Consider the following 19,557-nt stretch of genomic DNA (forward strand, 5'->3'; position numbering starts at 1 on the left):
AACTGAAACAAAGTTAAAGGTTAGATGACAATATCTTGCCTTTTTTGTTTTGAAAAAACAAGTGATTCCCTGGCTGTCACAAAATGATTGTAACAAAAAAAGCCTGCCGGCACATCCAGTTAATGGACTCTGTCGGCAAGCTGTAACTATCAGAAAGAGATAGCCGTTCAAAATTAACGTAACAATTGAAGCACGTTTTGCGGCTGTTGGTTTGCTTGAGCAAGCATCGCTTGAGAAGCTTGAGAAAGAATGTTGTTCTTTGTGAAATCGCTCATTTCTTTCGCCATGTCAACGTCACGGATGCGAGACTCAGCAGCTGTTAAGTTTTCAGAAGAAGCACCAAGGTTGTTGATTGTGTGCTCTAGACGGTTTTGTACCGCACCAAGTTTAGCACGTTGTTTTGACACATTGTTGATTGCAGTATCAATACTTTCAAGTTGAGTATCAAAAGGAGTATTAGCAAAATCTGTTACATTAAGTGCGTTTACTCCTAAAGCAGTTGATGACATGCTGTCAATGTTAACTGTAAGCTGCTGGCCAGCATTTGCTCCAATTTGGAAAGTGAAACCATCAGTTTCAGTACCATCTAATAACTTTTTGCCGTTGAATTCAGTACGATTTGAAATGCCATCAACTTCCTCAATAAGCGCATCCATTTCATCTTTAATTGCACCAAGATCTTCTGCTTGCTGTGTACCTGTGTTTCCTGCTTGAACAGTAAGTTCACGCATACGTTGAAGGATTGCATGGGTTTCAGTCAATGCACCCTCAGCTGTTTGGATAAGAGAAATACCGTCTTGAGAGTTTTTAGAAGCCATTTCAAGACCTCTGATTTGTCCTCTCATTTTTTCAGAAATCGCAAGACCCGCTGCGTCATCTCCCGCACGGTTGATGCGAAGACCAGAAGAAAGTTTCTCCATGTTTTTTGAGCTTGCACTGTTGTTTGAAGACAAACGGTTTAGTGTGTTAAGCGCTGCAATATTGTGGTTGATTCTCATGTGAAAAATACCTCCATGTGTATATGTTTTTGAAATCAAAGACTTCCTTTTCTTTGATTTCTGGCGTATCAGACTCCAATAAAGCTTCTAACCTATGTAGATTCAGTTATTGCTTAAGGATGCCTTTAAGCCCCTTAATAGGGTTTGTCTGCTTAATTTGGAAATCATTATCCGCCTTTCAATTCATATATCGACAGCAATTTGTAAATGTTTAGGCGTTTCCCCAAAGAAATTTTACCCAAAGACGATTCTAAACCTATTATGCCGTAAAGAAAAAGCTTGCCTGCTAAGCCCAAGGATGGACTTGCTGACAAGCTGTCCCCTCTTAACAGAGGGTTTTAAGATGTAGCTGTTTCTTTCGCTTTCAAGAGCGATTTCATGCGTGTTTTGTCACGTTCGATAACAGGCTTCAAATAACGGCCTGTATATGATTCTTCCACTTCAGTGATTTCCTCAGGCGTTCCTGACGCGACAATGGTTCCGCCTCCGGCCCCGCCTTCCGGGCCCAAATCCACAATGTAATCGGCCGTCTTAATGATATCAAGGTTGTGCTCAATAACCAGTACAGTGTCTCCGTTGTCTACCAACCGTTGCAGCACGACAAGAAGCCTGGCGATATCGTCGACATGCAAACCTGTCGTCGGCTCGTCTAAAATGTAGAGCGTGCGTCCGGTCGAGCGTTTGTGCAGCTCTGACGCGAGCTTCACGCGCTGCGCTTCTCCGCCTGACAAGGTCGTCGCCGGCTGGCCGAGCGTAATATAACCTAAACCAACATCATAAAGGGTTTGGAGCTTGCGTTTGATTTTCGGGATATTTTCAAAGAAAGAAAGAGCATCTTCAACCGTCATATCAAGCACATCAGAGATGCTTTTTCCTTTGTACGCCACTTCAAGTGTTTCACGGTTATAGCGTTTGCCGTGACACACCTCGCATGGAACGTATACGTCAGGAAGGAAGTGCATTTCAATTTTAATAATCCCGTCTCCGCGGCAGGCTTCACATCGTCCGCCCTTCACGTTGAAGCTGAAACGGCCTTTTTTATAGCCGCGGACCTTCGCTTCATTTGTCTGCGCGAATACATCACGAATGTCATCAAATACACCGGTGTATGTCGCAGGGTTGGATCTCGGCGTTCTTCCGATTGGCGCCTGGTCAATGTCAATGACTTTGTCTAAATGATCCAAACCTTTAATCTCTTTATGGCTGCCGGGCTTCGCTTTCGCTTTATGAAGCTTTTGCGCCAGCGCCTTATGCAAAATTTCATTAACGAGTGTACTCTTTCCTGAACCGGAAACACCTGTAACTGCTGTAAACGTCCCAAGCGGGAACTTGGCATTCACTTTTTTCAGGTTGTTTTCTGAAGCACCTTTAATTTCAATGTAACGTCCGTCCGGCTTTCTTCTTTCAGGAGGTAATGGGATAAACTTTTTCCCTGATAAATAGCTGCCCGTTAATGAGTTTGGATCTTCCATCACTTCTTCCGGTGTACCCGCAGATATCACCTGTCCGCCGTGAATGCCGGCTCCCGGTCCAATATCTATTAAATAATCTGCTGCCATCATCGTGTCCTCATCATGTTCGACAACAATCAGCGTGTTCCCGAGGTCTCTCATATTTTTCAGAGCGCTGATCAAGCGGTCGTTATCACGCTGATGCAGACCGATAGACGGCTCATCTAAAATATAAAGCACACCGGATAAACGCGAGCCAATTTGAGTCGCCAGCCTGATGCGCTGCGCCTCTCCCCCGGACAATGTACCCGCTGCCCTGCTCAATGTCAGGTAATCGAGGCCGACTTTGTCCAGAAAGCTTAAGCGCTCCACAATTTCGCGCAAAATCAAATTGGCGATCTGCATATCCTTCTCAGAAAGGGTGAGATCTTTAAAGAAGGCAAGTGCGTCGGCGACAGACAGCTCGGTAATTTTTCCAATGTGGCGGCCGTCAATCAGTACGGCAAGCGCCTCTTTCTTTAACCGATAGCCTTTGCACGTCGGACAAGATTTCTGAGACATATACTGCTCCATTTGCTCACGGATGAAATCGGAGCCTGTCTCCTTATATCGTCTTTCAATGTTGCGCAATACGCCTTCAAATTGAATTTCACCTTCACGGATTTGTCCAAAATCATTTTCATATCGGAAATAAATCAGGTCATCTCCGCTGCCGTACAGCACTTTATCCAGTTGATGCTTCGGCAAATCTTTGACCGGCACATCCATATCAATCCCGTAGTGGGTGCAGACTGCCTCAAGCAGCTGAGGATAATATTGTGAGCTGATCGGTGTCCAAGGGGCGACCGCATTCTCCTTCAATGACAAATCTTGATTGGGGATGACAAGATCGGCATCCACTTCAAGCTTCATTCCGAGACCGTCACACGTCGGACACGCCCCGAACGGACTGTTAAACGAAAACAGACGCGGCTCAAGTTCACCAATTGAAAATCCGCAGTGCGGACAGGCATGATGCTCGCTGAACATCAGCTCTTCCTCACCGATGACATCGATCATAACCCGTCCTTCACCTAAACGGAGCGCCGTTTCCAATGAATCTGACAGCCGTGCTGCCACGCCTTCTTTCACGACAATCCGGTCAATGACTACCTCAATGGAATGCTTCTTGTTCTTTTCTAATTCGATATCGTCGGAAAGCTCAGCCATCTCGCCGTCAATTCTGACTCTGACATAGCCTTGTTTTCTAATCTGTTCAAGCACTTTGACATGAGCGCCTTTTCGGCCCGAGACAATCGGCGCCAGCACCTGAAGCTTCGTCCGTTCCGGGTATTCCAGAATTCTGTCCACCATTTGCTCGATGGTCTGGGATGTAATCTCAATTCCGTGCTCCGGACAATGAGGCTTCCCTACTCTCGCATATAAAAGACGCAGATAGTCATAAATCTCAGTTACCGTACCGACAGTAGACCTCGGATTGCGGCTCGTTGTTTTCTGATCGATGCTGATGGCGGGAGAGAGCCCCTCAATTGCATCCACATCAGGCTTATCCATTTGCCCTAAAAACTGGCGGGCATAAGCAGACAGCGACTCGACATACCGTCTCTGTCCTTCAGCATATATCGTGTCAAAGGCAAGGGAGGATTTACCTGATCCGGACAAACCCGTGACAACGACAAGCTGATCTCTCGGAATCGTTACATCTATATTTTTCAGGTTATGCGCCCTGGCTCCCTTCACCTCTATCCGATCCATAGCCATTTGTTCATCATCCTTCCGCTTTTAGCTCTAAAAGTAAATCGCGAAGCTCCGCGGCTCTTTCAAAGTCAAGCGCCTTGGCGGCTTCCTTCATTTCATGCTCCATCTGTTCAACGACTTTCTGGCGTTCTTTCTTCGTCATTTTCGACAGCTTCGGCGCGGCTTTTGTTTTGTATTCCGCTTTATCCTCAGCTGCTACTGTGGCACGAATGACATCGCGAATTTCTTTATTTATCGTTTTCGGCGTAATGCCGTGCTCTTCGTTAAACCGCTCCTGCTGCTCGCGGCGGCGTTTTGTTTCATTAATCGCAATTTCCATAGACTTCGTTATTTTATCGGCGTACATAATGACGCGGCCTTCCGCATTTCTCGCTGCCCGTCCGATGGTCTGGATCAGCGACCGCTCCGAACGAAGGAAACCTTCCTTATCCGCATCCAAAATCGCAACAAGGGATACTTCGGGAATGTCCAAACCTTCCCTCAGCAGGTTGATGCCGACAAGCACATCGTACTTGCCAAGGCGCAGGTCGCGGATAATTTCAATCCGTTCAAGCGTCTTGATCTCAGAATGCAGATAGTTTACTTTAATGCCGATTTCCTTTAAATAATCGGTCAGATCCTCTGACATCTTCTTCGTCAAAGTTGTCACAAGCACCCGTTCATTCCGCTCGATTCTTGCTTGAATTTCGCCGATCAAGTCGTCAATCTGACCTTCGATTGGACGGACGTCAATAAGCGGGTCAAGAAGCCCCGTCGGACGAATGATCTGTTCGACCATTTCATCTGTATGTTCAATCTCGTACGGCCCTGGTGTTGCTGATACATACACGATATTGTGCATATGCTTTTCAAATTCCTCAAAACGAAGCGGACGGTTATCAAGCGCTGATGGAAGCCGGAAGCCGTGATCCACGAGCACCTGTTTCCGCGCCTGGTCTCCGTTAAACATGCCTCGCACCTGAGGAATTGTCACATGCGACTCATCCACCACGATCATAAAATCGTCTGGGAAATAATCAAGAAGCGTGTACGGCGTTGAACCTGGAGGCCGCAGAGTCAAATGTCTTGAATAGTTCTCGATGCCGGAGCAGAAACCCATTTCACGCATCATTTCAAGATCATATCTTGTCCGCTGCTCTAAACGCTGCGCTTCAAGGAGTTTTCCGTTTTCGTGCATGACCTTCAGCTGCTCCTCAAGCTCCTTCTCGATATTTTGAATCGCCTTCTCCATTTTCTCGGCCCGCGTTACGAAGTGGGAAGCCGGGAAAATCGCAACATGATCTCGGTCGCCGAGAATTTCTCCTGTCAGCGCATCCACTTCCCGAATCCGTTCGATTTCGTCACCGAAAAATTCAACTCTGATACAATGCTCATCACGAGATGCCGGAAAGATTTCCACTACATCCCCGCGCACACGAAATGTACCGCGCTGAAAGTCGATATCGTTGCGGGCATATTGGATGTCTACAAGTTTTCTGAGCAGCTCGTTGCGCTCAATTTCCATTTCAGTCCGCAGTGACACAACCATTTCCCGGTATTCCTCAGGCGAACCGAGGCCGTATATACAAGACACACTCGCAATAATAATGACATCTCTGCGCTCAAACAAAGCTGATGTGGCGGAGTGTCTCAGTTTATCAATTTCATCATTAATACTAGCGTCTTTCTCTATAAATGTATCCGTTTGAGGCACATACGCCTCCGGCTGATAATAATCATAGTAGCTGACAAAATACTCGACAGCATTGTTCGGAAAAAATTCCTTGAACTCACTGTAAAGCTGTCCAGCAAGGGTTTTGTTATGGGCAATCACGAGAGTCGGCTTATTGACTTCTTTAATCAAATTAGACACCGTAAATGTTTTCCCAGTTCCTGTCGCACCCAGCAGAGTCTGATGCTTCTTGCCCTCCTGAATTCCTTTCACAAGCTTTTCAATGGCTTTCGGCTGATCTCCCTGGGGCTGATATTTCGAGACTAACTCAAAGCGATCTTTCACAAAAATAAGCCTCCGTTTCTTTAACGAAATCTTCCTATAGATATAGTAACACAATGGAAAGCAAAATCACCAAAAATACGAACTAAAGTTCGGTGGTTTTTTATTTCCAGCTGTTTTTGTGTATAAAAAACCTGCTTTTAAAACGTAAAAGCAGGTATTCAGTCTTTATATTCATTATGTCCGATTTATTCTTCTTTTTTCTCAGCAGCTTTTTTGGCCATATACAGTCCGCCAGCCACAAGAGACACAACATCCAATCCTACAATAAAATACGTTTCTGTATAGCCTTTTAAATAAGAGGCAAACAGCAATGCAGCTGTTAAAGCGATCGCCACATAATGATTAAAGGTGACTCTAGTAAATAGAACAACAAGCATAAAAGGGAAAAACAATGCAAAAACGGCTTTTGTAATCAACAAAAACCCTCCTCAGGGATTCTTCATCTGATCTGATTATAGTAAAAAATGAAGAATCGGACAATCGTGCATTCGCTCCCTCTGCTACACCATACCCCTTTTCAGCTAAAATCAATCACCATATTTGCATTTTGGTGCCGGTCAAAACTTATTCCATGGTGCCGCTGTTCTAATCAGCGGCACCTTTTTTATTACATCATCAAGTCCGCCGCCAGATTCCGAGAATAAAAGAAAATAGGCATACAGTACCAGTACGGCCGCATTTTTCATGATAATCTAACTAACTTAACTATTCATTTTATTTAGGACTTTCTGCGTTTGACAGCATTTTCCTGAAAACCTACAATTGAACGATAGTGTTCACTATCATTTTTGAACACTGGCTCCGTCATAAAAACTAGAGAGAAAAACAAAATGAAGGAAAGAGGGGTTTCAAATATGTATTCTGTTTTATTTCGCCAGGCAGAAGAGTCCAGCCAGCTGGCTGGAGCAAAAGGAATGAATTTGATTAAATTGACCAAACACGGTCTTCCTGTTCCGGACGGGTTTATTATTCAAACGAATGCGCTCGCACGTTTTATGGAGGACAACCAGCTTCAAGAGACTAGTGAAAACGTCGAAAGCGGGATCATTTCCGGAACATTTTCGGATGAGCTGAAAAATGAGCTGACTAGTTCCTTTTATAAGCTTAGAGAATCATATCGATCCGTAGCCGTGCGTTCTTCGTCTGCCTCGGAAGATTTAGAAGGCGCCTCATTCGCGGGTCAATATGAAACCTACTTAAATATCAAAACAGAGGAAGAGTTTCTGGCTAAAGTGAAAGAATGCTGGGCCTCATTTTTTTCTGGGCGGGTCAGCAGCTATAAGAAAAAAATGAACAATCAAATCGCAGAGCCGTTAATGGGAATAGTCGTTCAGGGGCTGATCGATTCAGAAATGTCAGGTGTTATCTTCAGCCGCAATCCTGTTACCCATGATGATAGAGAGCTTTTAATCAGCGCCAGCTACGGGTTGGGTGAAGCTGTTGTTTCAGGAAGTGTTACCCCAGACACGTTCATTGTTAATAAATCTTCGTTTGAGATTCAGAAAGAAATGGGTGCAAAGGAAATCTACATGGAGTCTGCGGCAGAAGGAATTGCTGAAAAAGAAACGAGTGAAGACATGCGCAGCCGTTTTTGCCTTACAGATGAACAAGTGATTGAATTGGCTGAAATCACAAAAAAAACCGAAGACCTGTACGGATATCCTGTTGATATAGAATTTGGAATTGCTGATCATCAAATATACCTTCTGCAAGCTCGCCCGATTACAACCATTGATCAGGACAAAAAAGCGGCAGAAGAAAAACGCAGCTTCATGATTACCGACACTGATATGAATGATTTCTGGCTTAACATGGAGTCTAATATTGAAGGTCCGGTGAGTCCGTTATTTTCATCCTTCATCGTGCCGGCATTGGAATATGGCTTGAAGAAGAGCATGCAAAAGTTTCCGATTGGTGTAGTTGTTGATGAAGTAAAACTTTATCGCGGACATATTTATTCCAAAAACCAAGGCGGACAGCAGCCTCCTTCTGAAGACTGCGGCAAAGAGCTTTTCCCGATTTTATCGGAGCATATGTATGACATCATCAATCACACATACCTCCCTTTTTACCGGACACTGGACCAGCTCGCACAAACTGAGCATACCGCAGAAAGCGCACTGGATGCTTTTCAAAAACTAAAGGCCTTTTATCTCACGGCTTATGAAGAGCACTTCAATATCGTTTTCCCGCAAATCCTTTTAACAAACAAACTGCAAGCGATGTATCAGGACATTCAAGGAGAGTCCGAAAACGCTCATTTTTACGAAATGCTGACAGGAAAAATGAACAAATCACTGGAAACGGACCGTTGCTTATGGTTATTTTCTGTGGAAGTTCAGGAGAACCCGAACCTTCTGGCCATTTTTGAAAACAACAAGCCTGAACAGCTCCAGGAGAAATTGGAACAAACAGATGAGGGGAGACACTTCCTGAAGAACGTCCATGAATTCTTGCAAGAATACGGATGGAGATCTGTTAAAAGTCATGATCTGATCGAACAAATCTGGGTGGAAAATCCGTATTTCGCTCTGGCCAATATTCAAAATTATGTCCGTAATGGCTATCATTTTGACAATGAATTTCAGAAAACGAAAGAAAAACGAGAGAAATTATACAATGAATTCTTGGAAAACATAGAAGATCCCGGTTTCCGCACCGAATTTGACCGCTATTATCAATGGACACTGAACTCTGCAAATATAAAAGATGATCACCACTTTTATATTGACGCCATGCTGGATGCCAAGGCGAGAATCTTTCTGCTGAAGATAGGTGAATTGCTGGCGGAAAACGGTGTCATTCAAGATCGTGAGGACCTTTGGTTCTTATATGATGACGAAGTGGAACAAGCGCTTCTTCACCCTGTATCCCTGCAAGAAAAGGCTGAAAAACGCAGACAGATTTTTCATGAGTATGAGCTGGCCCAAGCCCCTGCCTATCTCGGCACCCCGACAAAAGAACAGCTCAAAGCTGCTGAAGAAATTGTCGGCGCTGTGATAGAGGATGAAAAAAACACAGAGAATCATATTTTTGGCATTGCGGCATCAAGCGGCATTGCGACAGGTCCGGTGAAAATCATTCGGGACGCCAATGAATTTTCTCAATTCGCGCCTGGGGACGTACTCGTTTGCAAGATGACCACACCGCTATGGACCAGCCTGTTTCAAGACGCCAAAGCGATTATTACAGACACAGGCGGCATTTTGTCTCACGCTGCGATTATTGCTCGTGAATACGGCATTCCAGCCGTTCTCGGCACACGCACGGCAACCGAAAGACTGCGAGACAGTGACATCATCACTGTTGACGGAAGCAGCGGCAAAATCACAGTTGTCAGCCGGTCCTGATGCGTCCCCCTCTTTCTTATACAAGCGGGGCGGGTGTATACTTGTCCTGCCAGTATACTCGTGAGGTGAAACGTATTGAGACCGACAAACAAGAGAATCCTTGACGCTGCCATGCAGCTGCTCGTCAAAAAAGGATATCGCGCAACAACTACAAAAGAAATTGCAGAAAAAGCAAATGTAAGTGAAGCGACGATTTTCAGGAACTTTAAAAACAAACAAGGACTAGTTGAGGCTTTGCTTTCTCAGCATTCTTCAAACAGAGGCAGCATTTTGGAACAAACAGAAGGGGATTTGTACAAAGATCTGCTTCATATCGGAACCTGTCTCTTGGAGGAGCTCGAACATAGAAAAGATATCATTAAAATCAGCTTTCGTGAACCTGCCATGTTTCAGGATGTCATTAACCACGTCACTGAATATCCCCAATCTATGAAACAGCTATTGGTTGATTATCTCAAAACGATGGGTGAGAAAGGGGTTATTCAGACAGGAAATGAAGCGGAGAATTCCGACGTGTTCATGTCGATTATCTTCGGTTATTTCATTCACCGTCTCCACTTAGGAGACCGGGTCATATCAATGCCCCAGGAAAAAATGCTGGAGCACAGCACAGCTCTATTTGTCAAAGGAATTTCTGCTGATTAACTCCTTGGCATAATAAAAAGGAGGATCCCAATGAGCTCAAGAAAAGAATGGGCGCTGATCGTCTCGCTATTATTGGGGGCCATTCTGGTTCCCATTAACTCAACGATGATCGCGGTCGCGCTCTCATCTATTTCCCATACGTATAACGAGTCCATCGCAAGCATCACTTGGGTGGTTACCGTTTATTTAATCGTGATGGCAGTCACACAGCCGATTGCAGGGAAGCTCGGTGACATGTACGGCAATAAAACAATGTACTTATGGGGAGTCGGCCTTTTTCTAATCGCATCTCTAGGCTGCGCCCTTTCACCGAGTCTGCTCCTGTTAATTGTCTTTCGGGCATTGCAGGCTGTCGGCGGGGCATTGCTTACGCCAAACAGCATTGCCATTATCCGGCATGTTGTTTCTGAAAAACGCCTACCGAAAGTGTTTGGATTTTTCGGACTAGGCGCAGGACTTGGTGCAGCACTCGGGCCTTTTATCGGCTCTATACTGATTGACAGCTTCAGCTGGCATTCGATTTTTTGGGTCAACATCCCGTTCCTCGCCATTGCTTTATTTACGGCATTAACGATGTTTCCTCAATATAAAGAAAATAAATCTGACGCGCCGCTGGATATCATCGGCTCTCTCTTGCTTGCAGGCAGCATCGTTTCCATTATCCTGCTGACGAAAAATGAGGCTCCATGGGGATATGCGGTATACAGTGTATTGATACTTCTTTTTGTTCCGCTTTTTTTCAGAAGAGAAAAACGTACCCAGCACCCCATCATTGACTTTGCACTGTTTAAAAGCTCAACCTTTACAAATGCGAATCTATCAGTCTTGTTAAGCAATTTGATGATGTATGCCGTCTTATTGATTATGCCGTTATTTATGACGAACCAATTTGGGCTTAATACGTCTAACAGCGGGATGGCGCTTTCTGTATTTTCGATCTTCATGTCAGCCAGCAACTGGGTGGGCGCGCAGCTCCATCACAAATGGGGAGCCAAAAAAATCATTTTTCTTTCATTTGCCATGATGGCTGGTGCGAATCTATTATTTCTGCTTTTAAGCAGCTCGCATTCTGTCTTGTTCCTCATGCTCTCTCTTATCCTTGGCGGGCTCGCTTCCGGAGTCGGTCTGACCAGCATGCAGGTTTCATCCCTTGCCACAGTAGACCCCGGTATGTCAGGAGTGGCATCCGGGATTTTCTCGACCTTCCGTTATTTCGGAAGCATCATTTCATCAGCCTTAATTGGCCTGATTTCGGGATATCACATCCTATTTATGATTCTCTTTGCTGTATCCATCATCGGCGTTTTTGTTTCATTGGGCATCAAATCTGATGAAACGGCACGGATAGAAAAAAACTCAGCGTAACACAAAACAGCCCGGCATCGCATCTTCCTGCGGTGCCGGGCTGCCTTTTATGATCCAGAAGCGGCTGCTTCGTCTTCACGGTCATCCTTTACGAAGAGGATGCCCAATTCATGATGTTCTCCTTCATAAGAAGCTCGCTGGTCAAAACGAATTTCTCCATTCAAACCGATAATTTCAAGCTTTACATATGCACGGTTATGCTGAAGCGCTTCATAGAAATCAGAAACGTTCTTAACCGGTATGCCATTGACTTTCGTTATGATTTCCCCGATTTTCAATTCCAGATCCTCAGCCGGCGTATTGGGGATAATCCCAAGCACCATTAAGCCCTGATCCCTTTTCGAGAAATAAAACGGAGCCGCGTTATCATTCACTCTTTGCTTCATGGACAGAAAAATACGCCCTAACAAAGCAGTACAGACCGCTGCACCCGTAAGCGGCGTCCACAGTAGGCTCGCTGCACCGAGAACTGCGACGGCAAGACCGAGAATACAAACGCGTTTCGCTGTGATCCTTATACTCGTTTCAGGCAGCGATCCCTGTACCCTTTGTCCAAATCCGACAAAGTAAGGAATCCATAGAAAATGGAATGAGCCGCCGGGAACAGTAAACACGGGCCACCAGCTAAGGTGCGATTCTAAACCATTACCGGGCACGAGAAGGAACAGCGGCAAAAGCCAAACCCGGTTTGCCAGCTGCTGTCCGATCGGCAAACCGCGGCTGCTTACGACAAGTGCCGGTGATGTTCTCACATGCGCAGAACGATAAGCAACCGCTCCTTCAGTGATAATCAGCAAACCTAGAAACACAGCCACAGCCGGCCAAACAACTGCAAATCCTTGCGGAAATCTCTCTAGAAAGGGCTCCGCCTGATATATTTGCAGTCCAAAACCTATCAGCATACTCACACTGACGATATATGCAGCAGACATCCAGTTTGCGCGAAGAGTGAACGCTGCCGCTGCAGTGATAACGGCAATAATCGCAAGTAAACCGAGAGGAATCGATATTCCGAGTCCACCTAAAATAACTGACAAAAGAAGACCTGGAATCAGTCCCTTTGTATATGTAAATTTCAGATCATCATAAATATCTGCTATTCTTGTATGAAAGGTTTTTCGTTCCCGTTTGATTCTTACATAGCCGAAAGCCAGGGTTATGATGATAAAAAACCAGAAAAGCGGGTGTAAGAAGAACAAGCCCGCGCTTTTTAACAGTTCAATTCCCCATTGAACAGACACTATCTCTCACCGCCTCAAGCCAAACATGTTACTCATATTCTATCAAATATTAAATGGCTTGGATATCCTCAGGAGAGTTTATCTCTCTTGCGTCATCCACAGCGTGACATTCGATAGTGAAAAATCCTTTAAATAGTGGTTTACATCCACATCCAATAACCCGCTGATTAGATGCATCGACCTTTTTATATCTGTCAGATTAATTCCTAATCGCTTATGGTTTTTCATTAAGTAGTTAAAATAATGTTTGGCGCATTCCTCATTAATGTCATTTACTGATTCGACATTGGTGTAATTGACCAAATATCTGCTGAACAGCATAAGAAGACTTAGTGCTTTTGTAGCTGAAAATGTTACGTCTTGTGTTCTGTCTTTTAATTGTTCCACTAATTCATAATATTTTTTTTCACGCACAATACTTGCCCTCTTCAATTGTGAACCCCCATTTTCTTTATACAGATAAGCACGGGCCAGTATAAGCAGCAGTACTGGAGTGCTAACAAGCATTCTCGCTAACGTTACTCTTTAAATACCTGTCGTTCAGCTGCCATTAACCTGATTACTGTTCTTTTTAGAACCTTCTTATATTGTATGAAGTAAACAAAGACTAGGCAACTTGCAAAAGTTTCATTTTAAATGCATATTAACTCGTTAGAAAGTCTCTCTCATATATTGATATCGGGTAATAACAGTCCTTTATAAATGTTTATTTGTGAAAATTTTTTTAATTTCTTGTCAAAAACTCATTTTTTATGTGACTTATGATCCATAATCTCTTTAAGCACAAAGAAACAGGAGATGGAATACCATCTCCTTTAATTGACAAATAATGATTTCAATGCTGTTTGAAGCTGCAAATCATTTTTTTCATCTGATTTTTTCTTTTCTATCTGCTGATTTAATGTCTCTGCAGTGCGAGTGTCGATCACACCGGTTTTATTCAGCTTGTTTTGATCCTGAAAGGCCATAACCGCTTTTTTCATGTCTTTGCTGAAATAGCCATCCTCACGTCCCGGATCAAAGCTGAGACCTTTTAACAATACCTGCGCATGCTTGACGTCTTCATTGTTCATGTCCACTTTAAGCGGCTCTTTCAGCTGTAAGGGCCCGGCAGAAAAATAATCGGGCTGCTTAATCGCAATGGTCGGTTCAATTCCTTTCTTATGAATCCAATTTCCATTTGGCGTCAGCCACTTGTAAAGCGTTAATTTGATGTTGCTGCCGTCCCCCATTGGCACAGCCTGTTGAACCGTTCCCTTTCCAAAAGACGTATCGCCTACAACATCATAATGGCCAGCTTCCTTTAATGCGCCGGCAAGAATTTCTGATGCAGAGGCACTTCCTTTATCCGTAATCACATTGACAGGGTACGCTTTTTTATGGGTCAATGTTGAAAAATAACGTTTTTTATCTCCATTGCGTTCAGCAATCTGAATATACGGCTGGTCCTTTGTAACGAAATGCTTAAGAATTTCTTCCACACTTTGAAGATATCCGCCCGGGTTGCCGCGTACATCAATGACAAGTCCTTCTATTTCTTTTTTCTCAAGCTCCCTCAGCGCTTTTGCAAAATCCTCTGCGGTGTGCTCAGAAAAAGTAGAGATGGCAATATATCCGACAGAATGCCCCTGTACTTTTTTCTCTGATGCAAAAACCGTTTCGAGCGGAATCTCAGCTCTCTTGATCCGGAATGACAGCTGCTTCTTCGTTCCAGGCCGCTGAATCTTCATTGAAACGCTGGACCCTTTTTTTCCTCTTATTTTTAACACAGCGTGGTTTAAATCCTTGCCGGCCATCGATTCTCCATTGATGCTGATAATTTCATCATTAGGCTTCAACCCGGCTTTTTCCGCTGGCGATTTCTTGAATGGGGAAACAATAATAATTTTGCCGTCTTCCATGCCAACCTCAGCCCCGATGCCTTCAAATGAGGAATCAAGAGAATCAGAAAATTGCTTAGCTGTCTGCTTGTCCATGTAAACAGAATAAGGATCATTTAGCGTAGACAGCATTCCCTGGATGGCTCCCTCGAGCAGCTTTTCTCTATCTACTTTTTCTACGTACTCATTCGAAATTAACTCATACGCTTTTTCGATTTTGTCCATAGCTTTATCCCGTTCAGAGTCAGCTTGTGCCGTCGCGGGAACTGCTGCAGTCTGGGGCTTATCCATCTCAAGCAGGTTGATTCCCGCATATACACCGGCGCCTCCGAACAGCATGCTCCCTGCTGCTATCACAGCCATTATTTTTTGATTCATCCTTTACTCCTCCTGTATGCCAGACTGTCTTTACCAAAACCTAGAGATAGTATATGTAAAGGATGGAGATTTCATGTAATCATAGAAGAAAAAGAAGGCAAATGAAAAGCCGTCCCGAAAGCGGAACGGCTTTTTCACTTTATACTCGCAGAAACTTGCGGATGGAAGTCAGACTTCCCCATACTCCAATTACTGCGCCGATTGCAATCAGCACTAGCGAAACTTGGAATACAAATGGATTATAAGGAAGAAGAGAGACAAATGATCCTTGAACCTTTGGAACGACCCATCCGATGACGTATTGGTAAGTGCTCAGCACCAGTGCAATCGGAATCACAGAACCAAATACGCCTAGCAGCAATCCTTCAAGGAAAAACGGCCAGCGGATAAACCAGTTTGTCGCACCGACAAGCTTCATGATTTCAATTTCTTTTCTTCTTGCGAAAATTGTAATTTTAATGGTGTTGGAAATTAAGAACATCGCCGTAAATACCAGGCCGATAATTAACGCGATTCCAATGTTGCGGGAAACGCCGACCACTTTAAACAAACGGCTGACCTCTTCTTTTCCATAAGTGACTTTATAAACATGATCCATTTTTTCAATCTTTTTCGCCACGTTCGGTGTATCATGCGGATCTGTCGTTTTGACGACAAACGCATCATTAAGCGGGTTTTCCTGATCCTTCATTGTCAGGGATTTTCCGCTGTCACCAAAACTGTCAACCAGCTGGTCAAGCTCTTTTTCTTTAGATGAAAAAGTGACACTCTGTATGCCCTTCAGTTCCTTAATATCGTTCTGAAGCTTGTCCTGTGCCTTCTGATCTGCAGTCAGATCAACCAGCACTTTGATTTCAACTTGTTTTTCAGCATTCGTGGCCATGTTATTCAAATTCAGCATAATCACTAAAAACACGCCGACTAAAATCAGCGTAACGGTTACAGCACTAATGGATGCAAATGTCATCCATGTGTTTCTCCCGAGAGATTTAAAACTCTCACGCAAGTGGCGCCCGAGAATTTTAATCATATGAACCATACTCCCCTCTTGACTCATCACGCACAATGATACCATCTTCGATTGCAATGACACGTTTCTTCATGGTGTTTACGATTTCTTTATTATGTGTCGCCATCACCACTGTTGTCCCGCGGTTGTTAATTTCCTCCAGCGTCTTCATGACTTCCCAAGACGTATCCGGATCAAGGTTTCCTGTCGGTTCATCAGCAATGACAACATCAGGGTTGTTCACAATTGATCTGGCAATAGATACACGCTGCTGCTCCCCGCCTGAAAGCTGGTCAGGAAATTGTCGCGCTTTATGCTTCAGCTGCACGAGATCAAGCACTTCAAGCACCCGTTTCTTAATGACAGACGGCTGTTCTCCAATCACTTCAAGGGCAAATGCCACATTTTCAAAAACAGTAAGTTTCGGAAGAAGCTTGAAATCCTGAAAGACAACGCCTATTTTGCGGCGCACGAAAGGAATCTCTTTTTCTTTAATTGTCGCGAGATCTTTATGATTGATTAAAATTTGTCCTTTTGTCGGTTTTTCTTCTCTGTAAATCATTTTAATAAAAGTAGATTTACCCGCTCCGCTCGGACCAACAACATACACAAACTCGCCGGGATGAATGGTAACAGAAATCCCATTGAGCGCTTTTACGCCGTTCGGATAGGCTTTATATACTTCCTTCATCTCTATCATGAAATCACCTAATCTTTTATATCATTTTATCTATCACACGGTCATACTCTTCGAATGCATTCGACAATTTATGACCCATTCATTTGTAAAAAGATGAAAAATCTGAAAGTTCCCTTTTTCAATACACTTCATTATACGTCAAATTTAGACATAATACTATTACAGTTTCTTTTCATTCATATTGTCAAAGCATAAAAACATCCTTGCCGGCACTCAGCAAGGATGTTTTTATCTTACTTTTTTTCTGACAGCCATTTGGCAATAACAGCGGCTTCGTTATCATCTACAAGCCCCTTTGGCATATTGCCGCGGCCGTTTTTAATAATGCCTTCAATTTTGTGTTCATCGTATTTGCCTCCGACCTCTTGGAGATTAGGCCCTGACACACCTTCTAAATCCTTGCCGTGGCAGCCTACGCAGCTTTGCTGATATAATTCTTCCCCTTCAGATGCAGTGGCTTCCGTCTTGCTGCCGGTGTCTGTCTTCTCTTCTTTTGCATCGTTTGATCCGCAGGCAGCCAACAGAACAGAAAGCGCAAATCCAAGCATTAGTATCGATAACTTTGATTTCATGTTGAGAAGCACAACTCCTTTACGATCTCTTCCATATTATAACCTCGTTTAAGCGCGTTTGAAACCCTCGCCCAGCACCTCGCTCGCGTCTGCTACAATTACAAAAGCTGACTCATCAATCTGTTTGACGATTTGTTTCAATTTGGTGAATTCAGTTTGCCCAACCACGCACATTAAAATCGGACGGTCATCGTCAGTATATCCGCCGACTGCAGAAATTTTTGTCACGCCTCTGTCAATCTTCTGTAAGACAGCCTCCTTGACAGCCTGCTCCTGCTTTGTAATGATGAGTGCCATTTTTGAGCGATTAAAGCCGACTTGCACAACATCAATGGTTTTGCTGGACACATAGACGCCAAGCATGGCATATAAGCCTTGCTCAATATTAAATACGATCATAGCCGTAACAACAATCATTCCGTCAATGATGGCGAGGCACTTCCCCAATGACAGACCGGAGTACTTATGAATGATCTGTGCAGCCAAGGCTGTACCTCCCGTCGAACCTTTCCCTAAGTACACAATACCAATTCCGATACCTATCCCGACACCGCCAAAAATCGCCGCCAAGAGTTCATGATGAGTGGCGGGCTGAATATCCCTTGTCAAAAACACTACTAGCGGCAAAAACACAGAACCTGCAAGTGTCTTTAGTCCAAATTTCCCGCCGAGCAAAATGACGCCAGCAATAAATAAAGGGATATTAATAATCCACTGTACATACGCTGCTTCAAAACCATATGATTGTAAAATCGTACTGATCCCGCTGACACCGCCGGCGGCAATCTTGTTCGGAAGCAAAAATACATTAAAGGACACGGCCGTAATCGCTGCTCCTAACAATATGTATACATAATCCCGCAAAATCCACAATGTTTTATTCCGTACGTCCATCATATATCCTCCGTTTCTTCCAATGCTCTCCGATAGCATTTTAATCCTTCCCTGATTAGATGTAAATAACACCCAAATACAGTGGTAATATGCTAAAGCAGCAGTGAAATCAAGGATATAAGGAATAAAAAAACACACCCGTATGCATCAGGTGTGTTTTTCAGCTTATGAAAGCTTAGAACGGAGGTAGGCATCAATGAACGTATCAATGTCACCATCCATTACAGCTTGAACGTTCCCCATTTCTGTATTGGTCCGATGGTCTTTTACCATGGAATACGGATGGAATACATAAGAACGGATTTGGCTGCCCCAGCCGATTTCTTTTTGTTCACCGCGAATTTCATCCAGCTCTGCCTGCTGCTCTTCAATTCTGCGCTGATACAGCTTGGCCTTCAGCATTTTCATGGCTCTTTCACGGTTTTTAATTTGTGAGCGCTCCGTTTGGCATGTCACAACTACGTTCGTCGGCAAGTGAGTAATCCGAACGGCTGAATCCGTCGTATTGACGTGCTGTCCGCCCGCGCCGCTTGCACGGTACGTGTCAACTTTAATATCCTCCGTACGAATATCAATATCAATTTCATCATTAAATTCAGGCATGACTTCACATGAAACGAAAGATGTGTGGCGGCGGCCTGATGAATCAAATGGTGAGATCCGCACAAGACGATGGACACCTTTTTCTGCTTTGAGATACCCGTAAGCGTTGTGTCCTTTGATGAGCAATGTCACTGACTTGATTCCAGCCTCGTCACCTGGAAGGTAATCGAGTGTTTCTACTTTAAAGCCGCGGCGCTCTCCCCATCTTGTATACATTCTAAGAAGCATAGAGCCCCAGTCCTGTGACTCTGTACCGCCAGCACCAGGGTGCAGTTCTAAAATCGCGTTATTTTTATCATACGGCTCGCTGAGAAGAAGCTGAAGCTCAAACTCATTGAACTCTTTTGTTAATGATTTTAGTTCTTTTTCAAGCTCAAGCTGGAGATCAGTGTCCGGCTCTTCTTTCAAAAGATCATGAGTCATTTGTAATTCTTCGTGAGATTCATTCAATTTTTTATACGAATTGACATAATCCTTTAAACCGTTTGCTTCATTTATAACCGTTTGAGCTTTTTGCTGATCATTCCAGAATTCCGGATCAGCCATTTGTTCATCTAGCTCAGCAATGCGGGCCTCCTTTGATTCGAGGTCAAAGAGACCCCCTAAAGTCCGCTAAACGAGAAGCCATATTTTCGAGCTCTGCTCTGATTTCTGATAATTCCATTTCATTCACCTCATTAAAATATACGCAGGCGCCTGCAGGCGCCGCGGTCAGTA

The 19,557-nt window shown here is 44.1% G+C and carries 15 protein-coding genes; 3 read left to right on the top strand and 12 right to left on the bottom strand.

All coding sequences use genetic code 11. From position 1 onward, the window contains the following. Positions 1–173 precede the first annotated feature (173 nt). The 4 genes from hag to MHH79_RS18070 all read right to left on the bottom strand — a co-directional run bounded on the left by hag (position 174) and on the right by MHH79_RS18070 (position 6,619). On the bottom strand, positions 174–998 hold the full coding sequence (hag, locus tag MHH79_RS18055; RefSeq protein ID WP_063334737.1) for a flagellin Hag: 825 nt from the start codon (positions 996–998) through the stop codon (positions 174–176). A 338-nt stretch (positions 999–1,336) separates the two neighbouring features. Then, positions 1,337–4,210, bottom strand: coding sequence for an excinuclease ABC subunit UvrA (gene uvrA, locus MHH79_RS18060; RefSeq protein ID WP_116315800.1), 2,874 nt, complete (start codon positions 4,208–4,210; stop codon positions 1,337–1,339). 7 nt (positions 4,211–4,217) lie between these two features. Next, on the bottom strand, positions 4,218–6,203 hold the full coding sequence (uvrB, locus tag MHH79_RS18065) for an excinuclease ABC subunit UvrB (protein ID WP_003228054.1): 1,986 nt from the start codon (positions 6,201–6,203) through the stop codon (positions 4,218–4,220). Between the two features lie 185 nt (positions 6,204–6,388). After that, positions 6,389–6,619 (bottom strand): CsbA family protein, encoded by a 231-nt coding sequence (locus MHH79_RS18070; protein ID WP_003228053.1) that lies wholly within the window; start codon positions 6,617–6,619, stop codon positions 6,389–6,391. Between the two features lie 438 nt (positions 6,620–7,057). Here MHH79_RS18070 and MHH79_RS18075 point away from each other — a divergent pair, with 438 nt between their 5' ends. The 3 genes from MHH79_RS18075 to MHH79_RS18085 all read left to right on the top strand — a co-directional run bounded on the left by MHH79_RS18075 (position 7,058) and on the right by MHH79_RS18085 (position 11,563). Then, positions 7,058–9,553 (top strand): PEP/pyruvate-binding domain-containing protein, encoded by a 2,496-nt coding sequence (locus MHH79_RS18075; protein ID WP_340034787.1) that lies wholly within the window; start codon positions 7,058–7,060, stop codon positions 9,551–9,553. Between the two features lie 75 nt (positions 9,554–9,628). Then, positions 9,629–10,198 (top strand): TetR/AcrR family transcriptional regulator, encoded by a 570-nt coding sequence (locus MHH79_RS18080; protein WP_017695297.1) that lies wholly within the window; start codon positions 9,629–9,631, stop codon positions 10,196–10,198. A 30-nt stretch (positions 10,199–10,228) separates the two neighbouring features. Beyond that, positions 10,229–11,563, top strand: a complete 1,335-nt coding sequence (locus MHH79_RS18085; RefSeq protein WP_029725985.1) for an MFS transporter — start codon at positions 10,229–10,231, stop codon at positions 11,561–11,563. Between the two features lie 47 nt (positions 11,564–11,610). Here MHH79_RS18085 and minJ read toward each other — a convergent pair whose 3' ends face one another. The 8 genes from minJ to prfB all read right to left on the bottom strand — a co-directional run bounded on the left by minJ (position 11,611) and on the right by prfB (position 19,504). Continuing rightward, positions 11,611–12,804 (bottom strand): cell division topological determinant MinJ, encoded by a 1,194-nt coding sequence (gene minJ / locus MHH79_RS18090; RefSeq protein WP_123373731.1) that lies wholly within the window; start codon positions 12,802–12,804, stop codon positions 11,611–11,613. Positions 12,805–12,882: 78 nt separating this feature from the next. After that, positions 12,883–13,236, bottom strand: coding sequence for a swarming motility protein SwrAA (gene swrA, locus MHH79_RS18095; protein ID WP_015251121.1), 354 nt, complete (start codon positions 13,234–13,236; stop codon positions 12,883–12,885). 383 nt (positions 13,237–13,619) lie between these two features. Next, positions 13,620–15,062, bottom strand: a complete 1,443-nt coding sequence (gene ctpB / locus MHH79_RS18100) for a carboxy-terminal processing protease CtpB (RefSeq protein ID WP_003228041.1) — start codon at positions 15,060–15,062, stop codon at positions 13,620–13,622. Positions 15,063–15,201: 139 nt separating this feature from the next. Further along, positions 15,202–16,092 (bottom strand): permease-like cell division protein FtsX, encoded by an 891-nt coding sequence (ftsX, locus tag MHH79_RS18105; protein WP_015251119.1) that lies wholly within the window; start codon positions 16,090–16,092, stop codon positions 15,202–15,204. After that, positions 16,085–16,771: a cell division ATP-binding protein FtsE gene (ftsE, locus tag MHH79_RS18110; protein ID WP_003228039.1), complete on the bottom strand. Its 687-nt coding sequence runs from the start codon at positions 16,769–16,771 to the stop codon at positions 16,085–16,087. The genes ftsX and ftsE overlap by 8 nt, the downstream gene beginning before the upstream one ends. Before the next feature lie 233 nt (positions 16,772–17,004). Beyond that, positions 17,005–17,343 carry a cytochrome c551 gene (gene cccB / locus MHH79_RS18115; RefSeq protein ID WP_015483761.1) on the bottom strand — a complete coding sequence of 113 codons (339 nt, stop codon included), beginning with the start codon at positions 17,341–17,343 and terminating at the stop codon, positions 17,005–17,007. A gap of 48 nt (positions 17,344–17,391) precedes the next feature. After that, complete coding sequence (locus MHH79_RS18120; protein WP_015483762.1) at positions 17,392–18,237, bottom strand: YitT family protein; 846 nt, start codon at positions 18,235–18,237, stop codon at positions 17,392–17,394. A 165-nt stretch (positions 18,238–18,402) separates the two neighbouring features. Next, positions 18,403–19,504, bottom strand: a protein-coding gene (prfB, locus tag MHH79_RS18125; RefSeq protein ID WP_010886623.1) for a peptide chain release factor 2 whose coding sequence is annotated in 2 segments (ribosomal slippage) — positions 18,403–19,431 and positions 19,433–19,504 — 1,101 coding nt in all. Because the reading frame shifts where the segments join, the coding sequence is not laid out codon by codon here. Between the last annotated feature and the right edge of the window lie 53 nt (positions 19,505–19,557).

The sequence above is a fragment of the Bacillus sp. FSL K6-0993 genome (genome assembly GCF_037977205.1).
Classification (GTDB): Bacteria; Bacillota; Bacilli; order Bacillales; family Bacillaceae; genus Bacillus; species Bacillus subtilis.

Excerpts from the sequence above, each read along its gene's own strand:
- MHH79_RS18085 (WP_029725985.1), top strand. The coding sequence starts at position 10,229 with ATGAGCTCAAGAAAAGAATGGGCGCTGATCGTCTCGCTATTATTGGGG.
- MHH79_RS18120 (WP_015483762.1), bottom strand. The coding sequence starts at position 18,237 with ATGGACGTACGGAATAAAACATTGTGGATTTTGCGGGATTATGTATAC.
- ftsX (WP_015251119.1), bottom strand. The coding sequence starts at position 16,092 with ATGATTAAAATTCTCGGGCGCCACTTGCGTGAGAGTTTTAAATCTCTC.
- cccB (WP_015483761.1), bottom strand. The coding sequence starts at position 17,343 with ATGAAATCAAAGTTATCGATACTAATGCTTGGATTTGCGCTTTCTGTT.
- hag (WP_063334737.1), bottom strand. The coding sequence starts at position 998 with ATGAGAATCAACCACAATATTGCAGCGCTTAACACACTAAACCGTTTG.
- uvrA (WP_116315800.1), bottom strand. The coding sequence starts at position 4,210 with ATGGCTATGGATCGGATAGAGGTGAAGGGAGCCAGGGCGCATAACCTG.
- ctpB (WP_003228041.1), bottom strand. The coding sequence starts at position 15,062 with ATGAATCAAAAAATAATGGCTGTGATAGCAGCAGGGAGCATGCTGTTC.
- ftsE (WP_003228039.1), bottom strand. The coding sequence starts at position 16,771 with ATGATAGAGATGAAGGAAGTATATAAAGCCTATCCGAACGGCGTAAAA.
- MHH79_RS18075 (WP_340034787.1), top strand. The coding sequence starts at position 7,058 with ATGTATTCTGTTTTATTTCGCCAGGCAGAAGAGTCCAGCCAGCTGGCT.